16 protein-coding genes and 1 tRNA gene are annotated in these 17,473 nt (G+C 63.6%); 5 read left to right on the forward strand and 12 right to left on the reverse strand.

Annotation, left to right across the window (positions count from 1 at the left end):
- Window positions 1-8 precede the first annotated feature (8 nt).
- Window positions 9-593, forward strand: coding sequence for a serine O-acetyltransferase EpsC (epsC, locus tag ACUYMZ_RS12550; protein ID WP_426002986.1), 585 nt, complete (start codon window positions 9-11; stop codon window positions 591-593).
- Here epsC and ACUYMZ_RS12555 read toward each other — a convergent pair.
- A complete protein-coding gene (locus tag ACUYMZ_RS12555) occupies window positions 590-1,423 on the reverse strand; it encodes an oxidoreductase (protein ID WP_481603646.1) in 834 nt (277 codons plus the stop codon). The two genes, epsC and ACUYMZ_RS12555, sit on opposite strands and share 4 nt — an antisense overlap.
- 77 nt (window positions 1,424-1,500) lie before the next feature.
- Window positions 1,501-2,937 (reverse strand): NADP-dependent phosphogluconate dehydrogenase, encoded by a 1,437-nt coding sequence (gndA, locus tag ACUYMZ_RS12560; RefSeq protein ID WP_481603648.1) that lies wholly within the window; start codon window positions 2,935-2,937, stop codon window positions 1,501-1,503.
- Window positions 2,938-3,165: 228 nt separating this feature from the next.
- Between gndA and ACUYMZ_RS12565 the strand changes: the two genes are divergently transcribed.
- Window positions 3,166-3,894, forward strand: a complete 729-nt coding sequence (locus ACUYMZ_RS12565) for a FadR/GntR family transcriptional regulator (protein WP_481603650.1) — start codon at window positions 3,166-3,168, stop codon at window positions 3,892-3,894.
- On the opposite strand, the gene ACUYMZ_RS12570 is transcribed toward ACUYMZ_RS12565, so the two are convergent.
- The 3 genes from ACUYMZ_RS12570 to ACUYMZ_RS12580 are packed head-to-tail and all read right to left on the reverse strand — an operon-like array spanning window position 3,891 to window position 6,651.
- Window positions 3,891-4,940, reverse strand: coding sequence for an L-idonate 5-dehydrogenase (locus tag ACUYMZ_RS12570; protein WP_442423619.1), 1,050 nt, complete (start codon window positions 4,938-4,940; stop codon window positions 3,891-3,893). The two genes, ACUYMZ_RS12565 and ACUYMZ_RS12570, sit on opposite strands and share 4 nt — an antisense overlap.
- Window positions 4,940-5,710: an SDR family oxidoreductase gene (locus ACUYMZ_RS12575; RefSeq protein WP_426002993.1), complete on the reverse strand. Its 771-nt coding sequence runs from the start codon at window positions 5,708-5,710 to the stop codon at window positions 4,940-4,942. Before ACUYMZ_RS12575 ends, ACUYMZ_RS12570 begins: the two co-directional genes overlap by 1 nt.
- A gap of 35 nt (window positions 5,711-5,745) precedes the next feature.
- Window positions 5,746-6,651: an NAD(P)-dependent oxidoreductase gene (locus ACUYMZ_RS12580; RefSeq protein ID WP_481603652.1), complete on the reverse strand. Its 906-nt coding sequence runs from the start codon at window positions 6,649-6,651 to the stop codon at window positions 5,746-5,748.
- Window positions 6,652-6,722: 71 nt separating this feature from the next.
- On the opposite strand from ACUYMZ_RS12580, the gene ACUYMZ_RS12585 reads away from it, so the two are divergent.
- Window positions 6,723-7,790, forward strand: a complete 1,068-nt coding sequence (locus tag ACUYMZ_RS12585) for a D-2-hydroxyacid dehydrogenase (protein WP_426002995.1) — start codon at window positions 6,723-6,725, stop codon at window positions 7,788-7,790.
- Between the two features lie 69 nt (window positions 7,791-7,859).
- On the opposite strand, the gene ACUYMZ_RS12590 is transcribed toward ACUYMZ_RS12585, so the two are convergent.
- From ACUYMZ_RS12590 to ACUYMZ_RS12620, 7 genes are all read right to left on the reverse strand, one after another.
- Window positions 7,860-9,218, reverse strand: coding sequence for an MFS transporter (locus ACUYMZ_RS12590; RefSeq protein ID WP_481603654.1), 1,359 nt, complete (start codon window positions 9,216-9,218; stop codon window positions 7,860-7,862).
- A 135-nt stretch (window positions 9,219-9,353) separates the two neighbouring features.
- Window positions 9,354-10,148, reverse strand: a complete 795-nt coding sequence (locus ACUYMZ_RS12595) for an IclR family transcriptional regulator (protein WP_426002998.1) — start codon at window positions 10,146-10,148, stop codon at window positions 9,354-9,356.
- Window positions 10,149-10,393: 245 nt separating this feature from the next.
- Complete coding sequence (locus ACUYMZ_RS12600; RefSeq protein WP_481603655.1) at window positions 10,394-10,684, reverse strand: hypothetical protein; 291 nt, start codon at window positions 10,682-10,684, stop codon at window positions 10,394-10,396.
- 113 nt (window positions 10,685-10,797) lie between these two features.
- Window positions 10,798-10,873: transfer RNA gene (locus ACUYMZ_RS12605), tRNA-Val, on the reverse strand.
- Between the two features lie 77 nt (window positions 10,874-10,950).
- On the reverse strand, window positions 10,951-11,913 hold the full coding sequence (locus ACUYMZ_RS12610; protein ID WP_481603656.1) for an NAD-dependent protein deacetylase: 963 nt from the start codon (window positions 11,911-11,913) through the stop codon (window positions 10,951-10,953).
- Window positions 11,910-12,413 carry a peroxiredoxin gene (locus ACUYMZ_RS12615; RefSeq protein ID WP_426003001.1) on the reverse strand — a complete coding sequence of 168 codons (504 nt, stop codon included), beginning with the start codon at window positions 12,411-12,413 and terminating at the stop codon, window positions 11,910-11,912. The genes ACUYMZ_RS12610 and ACUYMZ_RS12615 overlap by 4 nt, the downstream gene beginning before the upstream one ends.
- Entirely contained in the window at window positions 12,410-12,829 is a 420-nt protein-coding gene (locus tag ACUYMZ_RS12620; protein ID WP_364157971.1) for a DUF3052 domain-containing protein, read from the reverse strand. The genes ACUYMZ_RS12615 and ACUYMZ_RS12620 overlap by 4 nt, the downstream gene beginning before the upstream one ends.
- A 380-nt stretch (window positions 12,830-13,209) precedes the next feature.
- On the opposite strand from ACUYMZ_RS12620, the gene aceE reads away from it, so the two are divergent.
- On the forward strand, window positions 13,210-16,008 hold the full coding sequence (gene aceE / locus ACUYMZ_RS12625; RefSeq protein WP_481603657.1) for a pyruvate dehydrogenase (acetyl-transferring), homodimeric type: 2,799 nt from the start codon (window positions 13,210-13,212) through the stop codon (window positions 16,006-16,008).
- A 158-nt stretch (window positions 16,009-16,166) separates the two neighbouring features.
- A complete protein-coding gene (locus ACUYMZ_RS12630) occupies window positions 16,167-17,411 on the forward strand; it encodes a PucR family transcriptional regulator (protein ID WP_426003004.1) in 1,245 nt (414 codons plus the stop codon).
- Window positions 17,412-17,473: the final 62 nt, after the last annotated feature.

Consider the following 17,473-nt stretch of genomic DNA (forward strand, 5'->3'; position numbering starts at 1 on the left):
AGGTCTTTGTGAGCTTCTTCGCAAGGCTTAAGGAAGACCTCGATGCCGCCCGGTCCCACGACCCGGCGGCTCGAGGTTCTTTTGAGAACTTTTTCGCCTACTCGGGCCTTCATGCCATTTGGGCGCACCGCCTGACCCATAAGCTGTGGCAGAACCCGGCCCTCCGCTTTCCGGCACGGCTGATTTCCCAGCTGGCGCGCTTCATGACCGGCATTGAAATCCACCCGGGCGCAACCATCGGGCGCCGCTTCTTCATCGATCATGGAATGGGCGTCGTCATCGGCGAGACTTCCGAGATCGGCGACGACGTGATGATCTACCACGGGGTGACCCTGGGCGGACGGTCCCTGGCCAAGGTCAAACGGCACCCCACCATCGGGAACCGCGTGACCATCGGCGCCGGAGCCAAAGTCCTTGGCCCCATCACGATCGGTGACGACAGCGCGATCGGCGCCAACGCCGTCGTGGTCAAGAACGCACCGCCCGAATCGATCATCACGGGCATCCCGGCCACCTGGCGGCATCGCGACGCCAGGTTGGAAACAAAACCGGCGGTGGATCCGGCCGAGTACTACATCGAGTACCGGATTTAGCTGCCCAGCCTCTTGTAGAGGTTCTCAAGGAAGATATCGAATACGCGGTCGGGCAGCGCCCGCCGCAACGCCAGGATGCTCCAGGCACCCCTGCCCACCGGGTAGCGGGTCCTGGGGCGTCGTGCTGTTGCCGCGCGGACAATGGAGCGCGACACCGCACCGGGTGGGGTGGCCAGCACGTGACCGGACGTCGATGCCAGAGCAGCAGCTACCGTATGCGCCTGGGCGCCGTAGGGGCCGTCCCCGGACCGTGAGAGCAATGACTCCCCCGCTATGGTCCCCCACTCGGTATCAGTTCCGGCGGGTTCGATGATCACAACGTCGATGCCATGTGGCCCGAGCTCCAAGCGCAACGAATCGCTCATGCCTTCCACCGCGAACTTGGTTCCGTGGTACCAGGCACCCAATGGCTCATACATTTTCCCGCCAATGGACGACACGTTGATGATCCGGCCGGACCCCGCCCGCCGCATCCCGGGAATGACGAGCTGGCACATCCTCGCCAGGCCCATCACGTTGACCTCGAACTGCCTCCGGCCCTCCTCCAACGGAACGTCCTCCAGGGAACCGTAGGACCCGTAGCCTGCATTATTGATGAGGACATCCACGTGGCCATGGGCCGCCTCGACAGCAGCCACGGCAGCCGTCATGGATTCATCAACCGTGACGTCCAGGGACATCACGTTGACCCCGATCCCTTTAAGCGGCTCCATCCGCTCCACGCGACGGGCCCCTGCATAGACCACGAAGCCTTGCGCAGCTAGGTCACGTGCAGTTTCAAAGCCAATGCCGGAGGATGCCCCGGTTACCAGAGCGACGCGGTCAGGCATGGACATACTCCTTCGATGGGACGGCAAAGGCCGGTCCCTCCCAGCCTACGGGAGGAACCGGCCTTGCATCCTGGCGCCTAGTGGGTGTCGACGGCGGAGATCTCCGACTTGTCTTCGCCCCAGAGGGTGTGGAAGGTGCCTTCGGCGTCAACGCGGCCGTAGGTGTGTGCACCGAAGAGGTCGCGCTGGCCCTGGATCAGGGCGGCGGCTACGCGCTTGCGGCGCAGGCCATCGTAGTAGGCCAGCGAAGAAGAGAACACCGGAACGGGGATGCCCAGCTGGACAGCGGTGGCCACCACGCGGCGCCAGGCCGGCAGTGCCTCGGCGATCGCCTTGGTGAAGGCCGGTGCGAACAGCAGGTTGGCAGGCTTTTCATCCGCGGCGTAGGCCTTGGTGATGTCCTTGAGCAGTTCCGCGCGGATGATGCAACCGGCCCGCCACAGGGATGCGATCTCGTCCAGCTTGAGGTCCCAGCCGTATTCCTTGGCGGCAGAGGTCAGCATGTCCAGGCCCTGGGCGTAGGAAACCAGCTTGGAGGCGTACAGCGCCTGGCGGACGTCCTCGACGAAGGTTTCGGGAATTTCGACGGCGGCTTCCTCACCGGCGAGCAGTTCCTGGCCCAGCTTGCGCTGCTCTGTCTGGGAAGACAGGGCGCGTGCGAAGACGGACTCGGCGATACCGGAGACCGGGGAACCGAGTTCCAGGGCGGAAATAACCGTCCAACGGCCGGTACCCTTCTGGCCTGCAGCGTCTACCACGACGTCCACGAACGGCTTGCCTGTCTTTGCATCGACGTGGCCCAGGACCTCGGCAGAAATTTCGATCAGGAAGGAGGACAGGTCACCCTTGTTCCATTCAGCGAAGATCTTGGCCTGCTCGGCCGGCTCAATGCCTGCACCGGAGCGGAGCAGGTCGAAAGCTTCACCGATGACCTGCATGTCGGCGTATTCGATGCCGTTGTGGACCATCTTCACGAAATGGCCCGCACCGTCCGTACCGATCCACGCGCAGCAGGGCTCGCCGTCGACCTTGGCGGAGATCTTCTCCAGCAGCGGGCCGAGGGCGTCGTAGGACTCACGGGAACCACCGGGCATGATGGACGGGCCGTTGAGGGCACCCTCTTCGCCGCCGGATACGCCGACACCCACGAAGTGGAGGTCCTTCTTGGCCAGGGCCGCTTCCCGGCGGCGGGTGTCTTCGTAGTGGGAGTTGCCGGCGTCGATGATGATGTCGCCGGCTTCAAGCAGCGGCTCGAGCTGCTCGATGACGTTGTCCACCGGAGCGCCGGCCTTCACCATGATCAGGACACGGCGGGGCTTCTCCAGGGAGTCCACCAGTTCCTGCAGGGTCTCGGTGCGGATGAAATCACCCTCGGAGCCGTGCTTTTCCAGCAGGGCGTCAGTCTTTTCCACGGAGCGGTTGTGGAGTGCCACCGTGAAGCCGTTGCGGGCAAGGTTGCGGGCCAGGTTGGCGCCCATCACCGCAAGGCCGGTGACACCGATGTGTGCTGACATCAAAACTCCAATTCGATCGTGTGAAAAAATCCTGCGGGCACGCAGGAAGCGATTTCATAACCAGGGGCTGTAATAAACCATACGTATTTAAGCGGCGGGCGGGAAAGCCACGCCCACTTTGTGGAACGGTGCCGCGTCACAAACAGTCTATGATGCGGCCACGTTCTTCCTGCGGCCGTGATGCGGGCGTTGCGCACCTCCGGAGCCCGCGCCACTATGCTTACCACTATGTCGACCAGCCTCCACCACCGCGCCGTTGAGCACCTCGGAAGCCGGATCGTGGGTGGTTCCCTTCCCACCGGACATGTCATGCTGGCCGAGCATCTGGAAGACGAACTCAAGGTCTCCCGGTCCGTAGTCCGCGAAGCCGTCCGTGTGTTGCAGTCGCTGGGACTCGTGGAGACGATCAAACGCGTCGGCATCCGCGTCCTTCCCGCACACCGCTGGAATCCCTTCGATCCCCTGGTCATACGGTGGAGGCTGGCGGGCGAAGGCCGGGGCGCCCAATTGAGGTCGCTCGCCGAGCTGCGTTCCGCCGTCGAACCCGTGGCCGCTGAACTGGCGGCCGCAAACGCACCGGAAGAACTCCGCAAGGAACTGGCGGGGATCTCCCTGGCCATGAAGGAAGCCGGCGACGCCGGCGACATGTCCCGGTTCCTTGACCTGGACATCCGCTTCCATGCACTGGTCCTTTCCGGTTCGGGGAACGAGATGTTCGCCAACCTGATCGGCCAGGTCACCGAGACCCTGACCGGCCGTACAGTGCACGGCCTGATGCCCGAGCACCCGCAGCCGCAGGCCTTGCAGTGGCATATCGACGTAGCGGCGGCGATCGGTTCGGGCGACGGCCGGAAGGCGCGGGACGCGTCTGCGCAGATCATGCGCCAGACCATCGCGGAGCTGGCCCCCAGCTGGGACGACCAGCCCCGCGTTTTCGTGCCCGTCGCCAAGTCCTAGCCCTGGAAGTTCAGCAGGACCTTCCCGGATTCGGCTGAGTTCCTGGCCACTTCGAACGCTTCAAGGCCATGGGCGAGGTCGAACTCGTGCGTCACCACGGGATCCACCTGGAGTGAACCGTCAGCCAGCGCAGCGATGACCTCGTCGATTTCGTCATTGAAGCGGAACGACCCGAGCAGCTCCAGCTCCCTGGTGATGGCCAGCGAAATGAACACCGGCTGTGGTCCGGAGGGAAGCAGCCCCACCATCACCACTTTGCCACCCCGGGTGGCGCCCTTGATGGCTGAAGCGAGACCGAAATGGCTGCCCGAGGACTCAATGACGACGTCCGCGTCCACTGCCGCGATCGCCTCGGCATCGTCGCCCTTCAGGACCGCATCGGCACCCACGGCGCGGGCAATTTCCAGTGGCTTGTCATGCATGTCGACGGCGGTGATCCGGGACGCCCCGGCCCGTTTCAGGACGGCGACAGTCAAGGCGCCGATGGGTCCGCTGCCGATGACCAGTGCGCTCTTGCCCGCGACGTCGCCGGCACGGGCCACCGCGTGCCAGGCAACACTCGCAGGTTCCACAAGCGCTGCCGTCCGAAGTTCCAAGGACGCCGGGAGTTCGCGCAGCATCCTGGCCGGCAGGTTCGCGTAGCGGCTGAAAGCACCATCGGTGTGGGGGTACCGCGCGGCGCTGCCCAGGTACGTGCAACCCGGAGACAGGTTGGGGCGGTCTTCGGGATAACGGACGTCTCCAGGAGCGGGAGTGGCTGGATGCACGGCGACGGGTGTTCCGACGCCGGGACCGCTGCCGTCCGCGGCCTGCTGGACCACGACGCCCACGATCTCGTGGCCAAGGACCATGGGAGCCTTGAGGATTGATTCTCCGGCCGCCCCATGAAGCCAATAGTGGAGGTCCGAGCCGCAGATGCCGCCGTAGGCGATCTCCACCACCGACTCATCCGCTGCGGGTGGCTTCAGCGGGATGTCCTCAATGCGCAGATCGCCCTTGCCGTGGGCCACAACCGCGGATCCGGATGCAGGAAGCGTGATACCCATCAGACCACCACCGTCATTCCGCCATCGACAAAAATTGTCTGGCCGTTGACAAAGTTGGATGCCTGGGACGCCAGCCATACCGTGGGTCCTGCGAGGTCGGCCACGGTGCCCCAGCGGTTGGCCGGCGTGCGGCCAAGGATCCAGGAGTTGAAGTCCGGGTCGTCCACCAGGTTCTGCGTCATCTCGGTGTGGATGTAGCCCGGAGCGACCCCGTTGATCTGCAGACCCGAGGACGCCCATTCCGCGGTCATGGCCCGCGTCAGGTTGCGCAGGCCACCCTTCGCAGCAACGTACGGAGCGATGGTGGGGCGGGCAAGGTCCGTTTGGACCGAACAGATGTTGATGATTTTGCCGTGCCCCCGGGGGATCATATGCCGCGCTGCTTCGCGTCCTACCAGGAACGCACTGGTGAGATCCGTGGTGATGACCCGCTCCCAGTCCTTGACGTCCAACTCCAGCATGGGGACGCGGTGCTGGATGCCGGCATTGTTGACCAGGATGTCCAGTGGACCGACGTTCTTTTCAATCCACTCCACCCCCGCTGCGGCTGAGGCGGCATCAGTCACGTCGAACGCACGGCTGTGGACGCGCCCTTCGGGATAGTCGGCGGCCATGGCATGCTGGGCGGCTTCCAGCCGCTCGGTGCTGATGCCGTTGAGCACCACCGTTGCCCCGGCATCGGCCAGGCCTCGGGCCAGGGCATTGCCGATCCCCCGGCTGGAGCCGGTGACCAGGGCAACGCGCCCGGACAGGTCGAAGAGTCCACTCATGTCGTTGTTTGCTTTCCTTGTGGTTGGTGATGTGGTCAGTTGCCGGAACCGGTGGCGCCGGCGGGAAGGTTGGCGATCGCCTGGCGGACCACGGCGAGGTCGAGGTCTCCCAGGCCTTGGCGTTTGAGTTCCGCGTACAGGTCGATGGCTGCCGCCGCCATGGGCGTTGCCGATCCCACCTCGCCGGCGGCGTCCAGCACGAAGCCCAGGTCTTTGTGCATGAACTTGGCCGGTCCCGTGGGAGCGTATTCCTTGGCTGCAAGGCGGGGTCCCACCACCTCGAGGACCCGGCTGGCGGCCAGCCCTCCGGCAAGGACTTCGTAGAGCGCCTGAACGTCCATGCCCGCGCGTTCGGCGACTTCGGCCGCCTCGGCGAGTGCCGCCGTCGTGGTTCCTACGATCAGTTGGTTGCACGCCTTGGCAAGCGAGCCTGACCCGAGCGGTCCCATCCGGCGCACCGTGGTACCCATGGTGGCCAACAGTGGCTGCAAGCGATCGAAGTCGGGCCCGGAGGCACCGACCATAATGGCGAGTGTGCCCTGCCGGGCTCCCACTGTGCCACCGCTGACAGGGGCGTCCACCACCACGGCATTGCCGTGGCTGGCTTGGCGCACCTTCTCGCCGAACGCCTTCACTCCCGCCGGGGAGACACTGCTCATGACGACGACGGCGGTACCCGGCTGTGGTGGCCGGACCACCCAGGATTCGAGCAGGCCGGCAGCAACGTCCTCGATCACGGGAAGGTCCGGCAGCATGAAGATGATGACGGGTTCGTCCCGCAGGGATGCCAGGTCCGGTGCCCGCTGGACCGCGGGAAGGCTATGGAAGGCTGCGTCCGAACGGTTCCAGGCGCTGACATCCCATCCTGCCCGGGCGATGTTTGCGGCCATGGGAGCACCCATGAGGCCGAGCCCGGCGAAACCCACTCGCTTGTCGTTCATTTGGGGGTGGCACCTCACTTCGTCGTGGTCACAGGAAGGAAATCTGTTCAATATCCTAGCCTCCATTCAGTATGATGAACACTATGACGACTAATGAACTTATCGTCGCGATCGCCGTCCCACTCGAAGCCGAGCATGTGGAGCGCATCCGCGCCGTAGACCCCGCCGTAACCGTCCTGTACGAACCGGACCTCCTGCCGCCGGAACGGTTCCCCGCGGACCACGCAGGCGATCCTGCGTTCAAACGCACCCCGGAACAGGAAGAGCGCTACTGGGCCATGCTCAACCGCGCCAGCATCCTCTACGGGTTCCCCAATGAAAGCCCGGCGGGTCTGGCGCGCATCGCCGGCAGCAACCCGCACCTCCAGTGGATCCACGCCATGGCCGCCGGTGCCGGCGGAGCGGTCAAGGCCTCCGGCCTGGATACCGAAACCCTCCAAAAGTTCCACGTCACCACGTCCGCTGGTGTGCACGCCCTGCCGCTGGCCGAATTCTCCGCGTTCGGCATCCTCAACGGTTTCAAGCGCAGCGCCGAGATGGCGCAGGACCAGGCCAACAAAGTGTGGCCCGAACTGCGCACGCCCACCAAGCTGGTCAACGGGTCCCGCCTGGTGATCGCCGGACTGGGCGAAATTGGACTCGAAACCGCCCGGATTGCCCGTGCCCTGGGAATGAAGGTCAGCGGAACCAAACGCAACGTCGGGGACATCGACGGAATTGAGCAGGTCACCACCAACGACGGGCTTGCGGATCTTGTGGCAACCGCCGACGCCGTGGTCAACACCCTCCCCGGGACGCCGTACACGGAAAAGCTGTTCAACGCGGATATCTTCTCCGCCATGAAGCCCGGCGCCGTCTTCGTCAACGTCGGACGCGGCACGGTGGTTGACGAGGAAGCCCTCCTGGACGCCCTGAACAGCGGTCAGGTCTCCTATGCCTGCCTGGACGTCTTCGCGGTGGAACCCCTTCCGCAGGACAGCCCGCTCTGGAGCCACCCCAAGGTGCTTGTTTCCCCGCATACTTCCGCGCTGAGCTCGGCGGAGAACCGGCTTATTGCGGAGCGGTTCTGTTCCAATCTCCGCACCTTCCTGGACGGCGGCGAACTTCCGCACCTGGTTGATCCGGTCCACTTCTACTGAGTTCTCCGGGCCACCGAAAGGCTCCGACCCCCGCGGGGGTCGGAGCCTTTTCTGCTTGTTCCGTGCCGGCTACTTGGCGTCTTCGGTACTGACAAGGTCGCGGCCCACGGTCTCCGGAGTGAAGAACGTGGTCACGAAGGAGATCAAGGCAAGCACCAGCGAGTAGATGGCCAGGACCCACCACGAGTGGTTGGTGGCTGCGAGCAGCACGGCACCCAGGAGCGGCGCCACGCCACCGGCAATGACGGCCGAGATTTCGCGGCTCATGGCAACACCGGTGAAACGGTACTGGGAGCCGAAGAGCTCCGGCAGGAGCGGGCACTGCGGGCCAAGCATTGACTGGACACCAATCGCGATGCCGACCGCCATGACAACCCACACGAGGGTCACGTTGCCCAGCGTCACCAGATAGAAAGCAGGAATGGCGATGAGCGCCTGGAACAAGGCACCGTAACGGTAGACGGGTACGCGGCCGAACTTGTCGGACAAGGCACCGAACGTGACCACCAGCACTGCGGCGAAGCCCGCAGCGATGAGCAGGCCTACCGGACCAATGGAGTTGTTGCCGGCAAAGACGCCCGCCGGCATGCTCATGAACGACACGAGCAGGGCGGAGTAGATGGAGGAGTTGCCGTTCTCGCCCATGCGCAGGCCGATGCCCACCAGCACGTTCTTCCTGGAGTGCTTCCAGAGAGCGCCGATCGGATTCTTGACCACGTTCTTGTGCTTCTCCAGCTCCTGGAAAGCCGGCGTTTCCTTCAGCTTGAGCCGGATGAACACTGCCACCACGATCAGGACGAAGCTGGCGAGGAACGGAACGCGCCACAGCCAGCCCTGGAGGACGGACTTGTCCGCCAAGGCGATGAGGGCGAAGGTACCGGCGCCCAGCAGCGTGCCCAGCTGAATGCCGACGAACGGCAGTGAAGCGAAGAAACCACGACGGCGGCGCGGGGCCACTTCCGAGATCAGGGTCGTAGCTCCTGCCTGCTCGGCTCCGGCACCGAGGCCCTGGACGATGCGCAAAGTGACCAACAGGATGGCGCCGAGCATTCCTGCCTGGTCAAACGTGGGCAAAAGCCCAATCGCGAAGCTTGCGGTTCCCATGAGCGCAATGGTCAGGATCAGGACCATCTTCCGCCCGAAGCGGTCCCCTATGTAGCCAAAGAGCAGGCCGCCGAAGGGCCTGGCCGCAAAGCCCACTCCGTACGTGGCGAACGAAGCGATCAAGGCACCGTCCGGACCCAATGGAGCGAAAAACAACGGCCCGAAGATCAGGGCCGAGGCCAGTCCGTAGATGTAGAAGTCGTAGTACTCCAGGGCGGAACCTACGGAACTGGCAAGGGTTGCCCTTCTCAGCTGGTCCGGCTCGACGACTGCGTCATCCGCCTCCGCTGCAGGCTGGGTATTGGTTCGAGTTGTCACTGGCACTCCCTCAAAATCACGACAGGCCCCCGTTGGCCCGGCGAGATAGCGACGGCATTACTGCACAATCACTATGGTGAACAGCGTACAGTCTGATGAACGCACTGCCAAGGTTGTAATCAGATTTATTGCCTTCAGTAATTAACCCATGGGGTTGCCGAGAGATCTGGCGAGCTCCTTGAGTTCCTTGACCATGAGCGCCCCTTGCTCCTCGGAGTACGTAGCCTTGAGCGCTGTGACCGACAGGCCAAGACTCGGACCGTGCGCACCGTGCGTAGGGACAGGCACCGCAAGGCAGACCACGCCCACCGTGGACTCTTCATCTTCGAAAGCGAAGCCCTGCTTGCGGATGGCAGTGATCTGGGCTTTCAGCTCTTCTGCGGTTCTCAGCGAGTTGGCTGTCATGACCGGCAGCTGCATGCCGTCCGGGAACATCGCCTCGATGTCGTGGTCATGGAGCTGCGCGACCAAGGCCTTGCCGACACTGCAGAGAGATACCGGCATTTTGTCGCCGATATTGGAGGTCAGGCGAACAGCCGGGTGACCCTCATAGCGGGCCAGATAAATGACGTGGTCGCCGTCGAGCATCGCGATCCGGACTGTTTCCCCGGAGAGGGTCGGAGCTTGTTCACAGTATTTATAGAACTCCTGGACCTCGTCCAGCCTGCTCAGGTAGGCCGCACCGAGTTCCACAAGCTTTCGGCCCAGGGCAAAGTCCGCACCCTGCCGTGTAATCAGGCGCGCTTCCTCGAGGGCGAGCAAAAGATTGGAGGTGGACGACTTGGGAATTCCGAGCTCCCGCGACAAGTCGCTGAGCGTCAAGCGGCCTGTTGGCGACTCCGCCAATGCTTCGAGGACCGCGGCGGCCCGGGTCACAGCCGGAGCCGGCGATGATGTCCCAAGCCCTTCGGCCCGGGTTGTTCGGGAATCTGCCATGATTCTCCTTCGTCATTGAAACCGGCTGTTCATTCAGCTGAACACAAACCATCATAGTGGCATTTCACCGGGCCAGTCAGCGCTGCTGCGTCTCCCGCACGACACACTGCAGCGCATCAGGCGCCGCGCTTTTCAAAATCCAAAAGTTCGCTGTATATTCATTTTCGAGCTCTCCACCGCGGCATCCCCCAATAGTCGTGGTGGAGAGCTCATCCAGTTTCCGACCGGCATCGAACCGGCGACGGTCAGGCGGCCACGGCTTCCTCTGCCCGCAGTTGCCAGCCGCCACCCATGCCATCCCCCACCAGCTCCCAGGTGGCCAGGGTGGAGCGCTGGTTATTTCCCAGCCGCACCTGCACTTGCAGAACCTCAACATCCACCCGGCCCTGGCCAGCCGGCATGCGCCTCGACTGTTCCCACCACGGAATCCGCTCGAACCAACGGACCGGAGTCACTGCAATCTGCCATTCCCTGCCGCCCCTGACAACAGCCGCCGGCACGTTCCCAGGTCCGTTGCGGAGAAATACGTGTTCCATGCATGGAACGGTAGGCGGTGGCACCGACATTGATGCCGGCGGCCGGCAGGGCCCGCTTCCCCACACAAAAAGCCCCGCCTTTCCGCAACAGGAGCGGAAGGGCGGGGCTTGGTTGGTGGGTCCTACCGGGATCGAACCGATGACATCCACGGTGTAAACGTGGCGCTCTACCAGCTGAGCTAAAGACCCAATTCCTGCAGTGCAGGGCGTTGGTGCTACCGGGGTTGTTTACCTTGGCGGCTCAACCAACGAACAATGACTTTACATCATGCGTCGGCTGAAACACCAATCGGGTTCACGACGCCTTGAAGATCGGGCAAATGCCGCGCCAGGTAATCGAGGGCAGCACTGACGCCCAGCTCGAGTTTCAAGTCGGCCAAACCGTCCCCGCGCGTTGTCCCTCTGTTGATGATGACCACCGGTTTGCGGGCCTTGGCTGCATGGCGGACGAACCGGAGACCACTCATGACGGTCAGGGATGAACCGGCCACCAGGAGTGCTCCGGCTTGGTCCACCATGGCATAGGACCGCTCCACCCGCGGCTTGGGTACGTTTTCCCCGAAGTACACGAAGTCCGGTTTAAGCGTGCCTCCGCAGGCAGGACATACCGCAACAACAAAGGACTTGATCAGAGCGGGATCCTCGACGGTCGCGTCAGCATCCGGAGCCATCTCCACAATGCCGGCCTCCAACGCGGCATCAACGAAGCCGGGGTTGAACTCCTCCAGGATTGCGGCCAGCAGCTTGCGCGACATGACGTGCCCGTTCTCCAGGCAGATCACCTGGTCGAAACGGCCATGGAGGTCCACGACGTTCCTACTCCCGGCGTCCTCATGCAGGCGGTCCACATTCTGGGTGATAAGCCCCGTCAGGAGGCCCCGTTGCTCCATCGCGGCAATGGCCGCGTGACCGGCATTTGGATCCGCATGCCGCAAATGCGACCAACCCAGGTGGTTGCGGGCCCAGTACCGGCGACGGTTCGCCGCACTGCTGATGAACTCCTGGTATGTCATCGGATTCCTCGGTGCCGACCCGGGACCCCGGTAATCCGGAATCCCGGAATCCGTACTGAGTCCGGCACCCGTGAGGACGGCCAAGGGCTTGCCGCGGAGAATCTCCACTGCCTGGTCCATGGCCTTTTGCTCTGCAGGCCCCAAGGCGGGCAAAAGCCCGGCCGGTGCCATACTGGCGAAACCAGTCATACCGACGCCGGGCCGCTGGCCGCTCATGCCTGGATTCCCGCCAGATTGGAGAGGGCACGCAAGTAGTCTGTATGCTCCCGCGCCTGGCCACGGGGATTCACCACGGCAAACCGGACGATGCCGTGGGCATCGATGACGAAGGATCCCCGGCGGGCCATCCCAGTGGCCTCATCGAAAACGCCATACTCCCGGGCTACGGCTCCGTGCGGCCAGAAATCGGCCAAGAGATCGAAGTCGAAAATCTCCTGCGCGGCAAAAGCCCGCAGGGCGAACTTGCTGTCGACTGACAACGCCAGCACCACGGCGTCCAGTTCCTCGAATGCCGGGAGATGGTCCCTGACCGCCTGCAATTCGCTGGTGCAGATACCGGAGAACGCAAAGGGGTAAAAGATCATCACCACGTTGCGTCCGCGGAAAGCCGACAGCCGGACCGGCTCTCCGTACTGGTTGGACAGCTCAAAGTCGGGCGCCTGCTGCCCCGGACGGGGAACCTGCGGATCTTCCCGCGATTGGTCTCCGTCAGTCACTTGTTTTTCTTTGCCACCAGCCGCGTGGCACTCCAGTCTTTGGAGACACCGGCAGACGTCGTCAGGTGCAGGCCGGATGTCGGGGCTGCGTCCTGGATGTCAGCGGGGGAAACATAGTTGTCGCGGCCCGACTTGGGTGTCAGCACCCAGACCACTCCGCCTTCTTTCAGGGTAGTGAGCGAATCCATCAAGGCATCGACCAGGTCGCCGTCGCCGTCGCGCCACCAGAAAATCACCGCGTCGACAACATCGTGGTCGTCTTCATCAAGCAGCTCGGAGCCCGTGACATCTTCAATGTCATCACGCAAGTCGAAATCGACGTCGTCGTCGTAGCCGCGTTCCTGAATCAGATCCCCATCCTTGAAACCCAATCTTTCCGCCACATTTACCGATGTGGCGGCGTCGGCCTCGCTCACGTTTCCTCCTTTTGAAGTGACTTCCATTACTAACAGCCAACACCCTTTGGGCTTGTGCTTCAAGCCATTGTCCCCGCGATCCGCCATAATCCGCATCACCTGCGTGGTTTCAAAGCTGTGACAATCCGGTGTCCGGCGTCATGCAGCCTGCCGGGGTGTGACATACAACGCCCTTGAGGCGCCGCGGCTACGCATCGCAGGGCCGTCAAAGCTAGAGTGGCCATGAGCGCAATGGCTGCAGGGCGATCGCCCCGAGGAATTCTACTGGGCAGCCATGCGCTCACATGACCCGCCCGGCGCATCCGACCGGGCTGTTGAACTGAGATGTCGCACACGACGCGTTCATGCCGGGCAGTTACCCTGCCGGACCTGAGGCGCCGATGGATGCGCCAAAAGGAAGGTTGGACGTGGCTGCAGGAGAAGAGACCTCACACATCCTTAGTGGGTTGACTGCCCAGTTGCCTGATCGTGATCCGGAAGAGACGGCGGAGTGGATTGAGTCCCTGGATGCGTTGATCGCGGAGCAGGGTACGGAGCGGGCGCAGTTCATTATGCGTTCGTTGTTGCAGCGTGCCGGTGCCCGGAGCGTGGGTGTTCCGATGGTGACGACCACTGATTATGTGAACACGATCCCGGTGGACCAGGAAGCGGAGTTCCCGGGGAACGAGGAGTTCGAGCGCCGGTACCGGGCGTATATGCGGTGGAACGCTGCGGTGATGGTTCATCGTGCGCAGCGGTCCGATATTGGGGTGGGCGGGCATATTTCCACCTATGCCGGTGCGGCGACGTTGTACGAGGTCGGGTTCAATCATTTCTTCCGTGGCAAGGACCATCCTTCGGGCGGGGACCAGGTGTTCTTCCAGGGCCACGCGTCTCCGGGCATGTACGCGCGGGCGTTCATGGAAGGGCGCCTGTCCGAGGAGGATTTGGACGGGTTCCGGCAGGAGAAGTCCCGGGAAGGCCATGCCCTCTCGTCCTACCCGCATCCGCGCCTGATGCCGGGGTTCTGGGAGTTCCCGACCGTGTCGATGGGTATCGGCCCGATGAACGCGATCTACCAGGCCCAGTCCAACCGGTACCTGCACCACCGCGGGATCAAGGACACCTCCGACCAGCAGGTCTGGGCGTTCCTCGGTGACGGAGAAATGGACGAGCCCGAGTCCCGTGGCCTGTTGCAGCTGGCCGCGAACGAGAACCTGGACAACCTGAACTTCGTGATCAACTGCAACCTCCAGCGCCTGGACGGGCCGGTGCGGGGCAACGGCAAGATCATGCAGGAACTCGAGGCGTTCTTCCGCGGCGCGGGCTGGAACGTGATCAAGGTCGTCTGGGGCCGGGAATGGGACTCGCTGCTCGAAGCGGACCAGGACGGGGCGTTGGTGAAAATCATGAACGAAACCCCCGATGGCGATTACCAGACCTACAAGGCCGAATCCGGCGGGTTCGTCCGGGAACACTTCTTCGGCAAGTCCCCGCAGACCAAGGACATGGTCGCGGACCTGAGCGATGAGCAGATCTGGAACCTCAAACGCGGCGGCCATGACTACCGCAAGGTCTACGCCGCGTACAAGGCAGCCACCGAGTTCAAGGGCAAACCCACCGTCATCCTGGCCAAAACCGTCAAGGGCTACGGCCTGGGCCCGCACTTCGAGGGCCGCAACGCCACCCACCAGATGAAAAAACTCACCATGGAAGACCTCAAAGCCTTCCGTGACCACCTGCGCATCCCCATCACGGACGAACAACTCGACGCGGACCTCTACCGGCCCCCGTACTACCACCCCGGCATGGACGCCCCGGAAATCCAGTACCTCATGGAACGCCGCGCCGCCCTGGGCGGGTTCGTACCCGAACGCCGCAGCACCCACACCCCCGTCACCCTGCCAGAGGCCAAGTCCTACGACGTCGCCAAACGCGGGTCCGGGAAACAACAAGCCGCGACCACCATGGCCTTCGTGCGTTTGCTCAAGGACCTCATGCGGGACAAGAACTTCGGCCACCGCCTCGTCCCGGTCGTCCCGGACGAATCCCGCACCTTCGGCATGGACGCGTTCTTCCCGACCGCGAAAATCTACAACCCCAAAGGCCAGAACTACCTCTCCGTGGACCGCGACCTCGTCCTGGCCTACAAAGAATCCCCCGCCGGGCAACTGATCCACCCCGGCATCAACGAAGCCGGAGCCGTCGCAGCGTTCACCGCCGCCGGAACCTCCTACGCCACCCACGGCGAACCCCTGGTCCCGATCTACGTGTTCTACTCCATGTTCGGCTTCCAACGCACCGGCGATTCCTTCTGGGCCGCAGCCGACCAAATGACCCGCGGCTTCATCATCGGCGCCACCGCAGGACGAACCACCCTCACCGGCGAAGGCCTCCAACACGCCGACGGACACTCACCCCTGCTCGCCTCCACCAACCCCGCCGTGCGCACCTACGACCCCGCCTACGGCTACGAAATCGGCCACATCATCCGCCACGGCCTCGAAACCATGTACGGCGACGCTGACGCGCAAGGAACAAGAACAGCGTCGGATAAAAACGTGATGTTCTACCTCACCGTCTACAACGAACCCATCACCCAACCCGCCGAACCCGACAACCTCGACATCAACGGGCTCCTCAAAGGCATCTACAAACTCGCCGACGCCCCCGAAGGCGACCCCAACCGGCCCACCGCGAACATCCTCGCCTCCGGCGTCTCCGTCCCCTGGGCCCTCGAAGCCCAACGGATCCTCGCCGAAGACTGGAACGTCGCCGCCACCATCTGGTCCGTGACCTCCTGGAACGAACTCCGACGCGACGGACTCGCCGCCGAAGAACACGCCTTCCTCAACCCCGGCCAACCAGCACCCACACCATTCATCACCGAACAACTCGCCGGCCACACCGGACCCGTCATCGCCGTCACCGACTACATGAAAGCCATCCCCGACCAAATCCGCCAATTCATCCCCAACGACTTCGCCACCCTCGGCGCCGACGGCTTCGGCTTCTCCGACACCCGCGCCGCCGCCCGCCGCTACTTCAAAAACGACACCCACTCCATCGTCACCAAAACCCTGCAACTGCTCGCCGCGAAGGGCGAAGTTGACGCAGATGCGGTGGAAAAGGCCATCGACAAGTACCGGCTCCTGGACGTGAATGCCGGCACCACCGGCGGAGCAGGCGGCGACGCCTAGCCTCCCCCGACCCAGCGGCGGCTTCCACCGGAAGGTGGGGGCCGCCGTCGGGCTTTAAAGGGGTCTGGAAGCCTGCCGCCAGGGGGTGTCCGGCGACATCACCAGTTGTAGCCTTCGCACAAATGGAGCTTGCCAACGAAGCGCCGTATGCTCGTCTCATGGCTGAGTCGACCAAGACCCCCGTCAAGCGCAAGACAGCAACCCCGGCATTGTCTCCCGAGAAAGCCGAAACCCTGCGCCAGCTCCGCGCCAACGTCGGCCAGCTGTCCACCACCACCATGCGGCAATTGGAAAAATCCCTCCCCTGGTACAGCCGGTTGAGCTCCGATGAAAGGTCTGCCCTGGGGCTGGTCGCCCAGAACGGCATCGCAGCCTTCGTCACCTGGTACGAGCGCCCCAGCTCACCGTCGTGGATCCTCACCGACGTCTTTGGCAACGCACCCACGGAGCTGACCCGGTCCATCAGCCTGCAAAAGGCCCTCCAGCTGATCCGGATCGTGGTGGAAGTGGTCGAAGACCAGGTGCCGGTGATTGCCCCGGAACCAGACCAGCCGTCGCTGCGGGAAGCAGTTCTCCGGTACTCGCGGGAAGTCGCCTTCGCCGCCGCTGACGTGTACGCCCGCGCTGCCGAATCCCGGGGGTCGTGGGATACCCGCCTGGAGGCCCTGATCGTCGACGCCATCCTGCGCGGGGAAAATACCGATGCCCTCCGGTCGAGGATTGCCGCGCTCGGGTGGAAGGCACAGGAACGGTTCACCGTCATGGTGGGCAACTCCCCGTCGGAGCCAAGCGCCAGCTACGTCAGCGAACTCCGCCGGACCGCAGGACGGTTCGCCGAAGACGCCCTCGTGGGCATCCAGGGCGACCGGCTCATCCTGATCCTCGGCGGCGTCCAGGACCGTGACACGGCCTACGTCAAACTCAGCGAACTTTTCGCACCGGGAGCCGTTGTCTACGGGCCGGAGGCCGGATCGCTTCTTGAGGCCAGCAGTTCCGCCCAGGCCGCTTTTGCCGGGCTCACCGCCGCGCGGGCATGGCCGTCTGCTCCCCGGCCGGTCGCTGCCGACGATCTGCTGCCCGAGCGTGTCGTATCCGGCGACGACGCGGCCCGCAGGTCACTCATCAAGAACATCTACCGGCCCCTTCTCGCAGCCTCCAACGGGCTGGTGGAAACCTTGGGAACCTACTTGGAACTAGGGCATTCACTTGAAGCCACGGCACGTGAATTATTCGTCCACGCCAACACCGTGCGCTACCGTTTGAAGCGTGTTTGCGACGTGACAGGGTGGGATCCCCTGCTTCCGCGGGAAGCTTTCGTCCTCCAGACAGCCCTTGTGGTGGGTCGCTTGTCGGCTCCTCCGAAGACCTCTCCGGAGCGTCACGGATCGCGTTCACAGAACTGAACCGTTGTAGACTTCCTACAAACTGACCCAGTGAGCTTGGTGCACCAAAACACCAGAGGATC

It is taken from the genome of Arthrobacter sp. T572 (genome assembly GCF_056780115.1).